The 4,077-nt window shown below is 74.6% G+C and carries 3 protein-coding genes and 2 pseudogenes; 1 reads left to right on the plus strand and 4 read right to left on the minus strand.

The genetic code is table 11. The features are described from left to right. Positions 1 to 257: pseudogene (locus ACFQ11_RS37240) on the plus strand (hypothetical protein); the annotation flags it as partial. 85 nt (positions 258 to 342) lie between these two features. Here the strand turns inward: ACFQ11_RS37240 and ACFQ11_RS37245 are convergent. The 4 genes and pseudogenes from ACFQ11_RS37245 to ACFQ11_RS37260 form a co-directional block, all read right to left on the minus strand. Continuing rightward, positions 343 to 864 carry a hypothetical protein gene (locus ACFQ11_RS37245; RefSeq protein WP_378307599.1) on the minus strand — a complete coding sequence of 174 codons (522 nt, stop codon included), beginning with the start codon at positions 862 to 864 and terminating at the stop codon, positions 343 to 345. Between the two features lie 16 nt (positions 865 to 880). Beyond that, complete coding sequence (locus ACFQ11_RS37250; protein ID WP_378307601.1) at positions 881 to 2,125, minus strand: lipase family protein; 1,245 nt, start codon at positions 2,123 to 2,125, stop codon at positions 881 to 883. Positions 2,126 to 2,211: 86 nt separating this feature from the next. Further along, positions 2,212 to 3,381 carry a DUF6801 domain-containing protein gene (locus ACFQ11_RS37255; protein ID WP_378307603.1) on the minus strand — a complete coding sequence of 390 codons (1,170 nt, stop codon included), beginning with the start codon at positions 3,379 to 3,381 and terminating at the stop codon, positions 2,212 to 2,214. Between the two features lie 134 nt (positions 3,382 to 3,515). After that, a pseudogene (locus tag ACFQ11_RS37260) lies at positions 3,516 to 4,077 on the minus strand (fibronectin type III domain-containing protein); the annotation flags it as partial.

The following is a 4,077-nucleotide window of genomic DNA, read 5'->3' on the forward strand; positions in this document are numbered from 1 at the left end:
GCGCCGGGTCCGGTGCCGACGGCGGCGCCGGCGGGTCCGGCGGCGCCGGGGCGGGCGGCGGGAGCGGCGCGAACGGCGCCCCCACCGGCCCGCCCCCGGAGGCCGTGAACGCCTTCGCCAAGTGCATGCGGGACAAGGGCGTCGACATCCCCGCCGACATCCGGAAGTGGCAGCCGCCCGCGACCCCGTCCGGGGACATGCAGCGCGCGATGGCCGTCTGCATGCAGGTCATGGCGTCCGCCGCGCCGCGCGGCTGACGCGCCCGTCCGGACCGCGCGCCGCGGCCCCGTCCGTCCCCAATGCTCCCGGCGGACGGACGGGGCCGCGTTCCGGCTCACCCGCTCAGTTCTTGCACGCGGGCGCCTTCGCGAACGCCGCGTTCAATTCGGCGTTCTTCGCGAAATCCTGCCGGGGCCCCTGATACGTCTGGAACCGGCCGAACACGTCGCCCATCTGGCCGACGGCCTTCTGCAGCGATTTCTCGTTCTTCACGTCGGCCTTCTCCAGCCGCAGCGACGCCGTCGAGACCGTCGAACGCGTCTGCATCAGGTTCGTCATCGCGTCCTTGAACAGTTGCTCACCGCCCGTGACGGGCGGCGCACCGAGCCGCTGCATCTCCGATTCGAACGTCCGCATCCGCTGCGAGATGTCGCCCAGCATCTGGACGAGCGACTTCTTCGACGTCGCCGCGTCCGCCGCCTGGAGTTCGGGGACCTTCATCGCGGGGAGCTGCGCGGAGATGTCGCACAGTTTCCCCGCCCAGGCGACTTCGGGCGGGTCCTTCTTCTCCTCGGAGCCGCAGCCGGCGGCGGCGAGCACGGCCGTCCCGGCCAGCACCGCCCCGGCGATCACACGCCGCACCATGTCCGTTCTCCTTCGTTCACGCGCAGTTCGAGGTGGCGGGCTCGCCCGCGAAACGGTCCGCGAGGAACGCCATCGCGTCCTCGTTGCCGCGGTAGACGAGCGTGATGTGGCCGATGCCGTCCCAGGTCTTCCAGGTGACGGGGACGCCGAGCGCGCAGTAGTCGCGGTGCAGCCGCTCCGCCTGCCCGAACGCGACGATCTCGTCGGCCTTCGAGTGGTACTGGAAGACGGGCGCCGCGGGCGCACCCGCGCCCAGCGTGTTCTCCGCGACCCGCTCCAGCCACGGCGTCGACGCGTACGGGCTGGTCGCGAAGTAGTCCGACACCGTCTTGCCCTGGTGGTCGAGCAGCAGCTCCAGCGTGCACGTGTCGTTCTCGAACGCCGCCAGCATCGCGCGTCCGGCGTCGTTGACGTACGACTCGAGGTTCAGCTCCGGGTAGGCGTTGTCCATGCCGACCATGGAGTAGAGGAGGAACCCGAACGGGTCGGCGCCCTCCAGCGCGATGCCCACGGCCGCGAGGTCGGACGGGACGCCGCCGCCCACGATGCCCGCGACGTCCAGTTCGGGCGCGTACCCGGGCTGCTTCTGCCCCGCCCACATGGCGGCGGCCCCGCCCTGCGAGTAGCCCCGGAACGCGACCTTCCCGGCGTCGGGCAGCCCCGCCTCCTCGAGCCGCTGCGCCGCGCGCACCGCGTCGATCAGCGCGTTCCCCATCGAGTGGACGATGTAGGTCGTCTCGGGTTTCTCGTGGTAGCCCTCGTAGTCGGTGACGGCGACCGCGTACCCGGCGGCGAGCATCTCGTTCAGCGCGGCCTGCTCGTAGAACGCGCCCCGGTCGATGAACCGGGACGGCGCGCAGCGGAACGACGGCCCGCTCGTCCCCGGCCCGAACCCGACGACGGGCAGCGACGCAGGGTCGCCCGCCTTCGGGACGAGCACCATCCCGGTGACCGCGACGGGCTGGCCGAGCGCGTCCGTCGACAGGTACATGACCTGCCAGGCGTCCGCGAGGCCCCGCGCGGTCGGCGGCCCCGCCTTGGCCGGTCGCGCGCGGATGACGTCGCCCGGCTTCCCGGCGGGCAGCGGGGCGGGCGGCGTGTAGAACGCGTCGCCGGGCGGCCTCGGATCGGCCGTTGCGGGCGCGGCCGGGGCCGCGGCGCTCGCGGGGACGGCCGGGGCCGCGGCCAGCGCGAGGACGAGCGCGGCCGCGGCGGCGCCGCCGAGCGCACCCCGGCGGCGACGTGCGGTGAAGATCGGCATCTCCGCCTCCTACCTGTTCGGGTCGTTCGCCGGGGCGCCCGCGCCCGCGACCGTCCGGGCGCGCGTCGCGGTGCTCGCTCGGGGGGTCATGGCGTGCCCGCCGGGGGCGTCGTGGGGGTGAGGGCCAGCTCGACGGTCCCGCCGGGGGCGGTGACGGCGTCGGCGAGCAGGCCGGTGAGGGCGCCGCAGCCGGTGAGGGGCGCGAGGTCGTGGGTGCCGGTGAGGCGGCCGCCCGCGGCGGGGTCGAAGCCCGGCCCCGAGGTGAGCGTCAGCTCGGACGGCTCCGCGGTGCGGCACCCGTCGCCGCCGCCGACCGGGACGACGCCGAAGACGCGGAACGACGGGAACGCGGCCGTGACCGTGGACGTCGTCGTGAGGACGCCCCCGGCGAGCGCGGCCGTCCCGCCGTCGCCGTCGTCGAGCCGCATCTGGGCGGTGACCGGGAGGAACCCGAACAGCCCGAAGTTCGCGACGGCCGGTTCGAGCGCGAGGTCGGCGCGGGCGGCGTCCCCGGCGGCGCCGCCGAGCGCGAGGGTCATGCCGCCGGTGAGCGGGGCGGTCCCGCCGGACGTCTTCAGGACGGTCGAGCCCTCGACCGCGTACGCGTGGTCGCCGCCACCGCCGCCCGTCCCGTCGATGATCTCGAAGGACGCGAGCACGTTGTCCTGCCCGGGGTCCTGGACGCATTCGGACTCGAACGTGCCGAGGCCGCCGGGGCCGCCGTCGTCCGTCCGGGGCGTCAGCGTCAGCACGAGGTCGCCGACGGCGACCGTGCCGGGGCCCGGCTTCGTGAACGTGAGGTCGGGCGCCGTGCCGCCGCCCCGCACGGTGAACTCGCCGGACGCGGGCACGTTCGTCCGGTCCAGCGCGACGTCCACCTGGACGGGCAGGCCGCCGGGCATCTCGGGGACCGTGAGGTTCGCGTCCGCGCGGGCGTCGCCCTCGATGGTCGCGGTGCCGAGGGCGGCGAGCGCGCGGGTCGAGGCGGCGCCGACGGTCGCCGTCGAGTCGACGGCGATCCCGGGCATCGTCTCGCCGACCCGCACGGTCTCCGGGACGTCCGCGCTGAGGGACACGTGCACCGGCTGGGGGCCGATCAGCGGGAAGGTGCAGTGGTAGTCGAGTTCGAGGGTCGCCGGCGCCGCGGCCGCGGCCGGGCCGGCGACGAGCCCGGCCGCCGCCACGGCGGCGGCCGCGCTCAGCGCGCCCGCCGCGCGGAGCGCGCCGCGGTGCGCCGCTCTTCGTTTCCTGGTCAACGTTCGCCTTTCGGGGTGGGGGTCGCCTGACGGGACGGCCCCCGCCGCACCATCGGTACGGCGGGGGCCGCCGGTCGGCCGTCGATCGGCCACCGGTCACCGGCCGGGTCGGCCGCCGGCCGGGGCCGCCCGGGTCACGCCTTGGGCGTGAGGGTCAGGTCGATCGTGTTGCCGTCGCCCGCGGTGAACAGGCTGAGGATCCCGGTGAGGGGCCCGCAGTCGGTGATCTTCGACAGCGAGTACTCGCCGCTGATCGTGCCGCCCGCGTTCGGGTCGAAGAACTCGCCCTCGGCGGACTGCAGGGTGATGTCCGACGGCTCGGCGGTCTGGCAGTTCTCGCCGCCGCCGATCGGGATCATCCCGAACACCTTGAACGACGACAGCTTGGTGATGACCTTGGTGTTGGTCGTGAGCTGGCCGCTCTCGTAGACACCGGTCGTCTGGCCCTGGTTGGAGAACCCGATGCCGGCGGTCACCGGCAGGAACCCGAGGATCCTGAAGTCGCCCTGGGTCGGGTCGAGCTGCAGGTCCGCGACGACGTCCCCGGTCATGAGGTCGAGGTCCGCGCCCACGGTGCCGGACAGCGGCGCCGTCCCGTTCGGGGCCTTCACGAAGGTCTCACCGGAGAGGGTGAAGTCGAAGTGCTGGCCACCGGGAGGGGTGGGGGTCGGAGTCGGGGTGGGGGTGGGCGTGGGG

The organism is Actinomadura sediminis, from assembly GCF_042675525.1.
Classification (GTDB): domain Bacteria; phylum Actinomycetota; class Actinomycetes; order Streptosporangiales; family Streptosporangiaceae; genus Spirillospora; species Spirillospora sediminis.

Excerpts from the sequence above, each read along its gene's own strand:
- ACFQ11_RS37250 (WP_378307601.1), bottom strand. The coding sequence starts at position 2,125 with ATGCCGATCTTCACCGCACGTCGCCGCCGGGGTGCGCTCGGCGGCGCC.
- ACFQ11_RS37245 (WP_378307599.1), bottom strand. The coding sequence starts at position 864 with ATGGTGCGGCGTGTGATCGCCGGGGCGGTGCTGGCCGGGACGGCCGTG.